1 pseudogene is annotated in these 236 nt (G+C 72.0%); it reads right to left on the reverse strand.

From position 1 onward, the window contains the following. Positions 1-236, reverse strand: a pseudogene (locus IG88_RS40025) (glucose-6-phosphate isomerase); the annotation flags it as partial.

Raw genomic sequence — 236 nt, forward strand, 5'->3', positions numbered from 1 at the left:
AGACGAAGCGGACCGTGAGCGAGCGGTCGGTGAAGGCGCGCAGTGCCTCGTAGGCCATCGCGGGGCCCAGGTCCGAGCCGCCGATGCCGACGTTGACGACGTTGCGGATGCGCTTGCCGGTGTGCCCGGTCCACGCACCGCCGCGGACCCGGTCGGCGAAATCGGCCATCCTGTCGAGCACCGCGTGGACGTGGGGGACGACGTTCTCGCCGTCGACCTCGACCACCGCGTCCCGC

The organism is Streptomyces sp. NRRL F-5650 (assembly GCF_000721365.1).
In the GTDB taxonomy this organism is placed as follows: domain Bacteria; phylum Actinomycetota; class Actinomycetes; order Streptomycetales; family Streptomycetaceae; genus Streptomyces; species Streptomyces ardesiacus.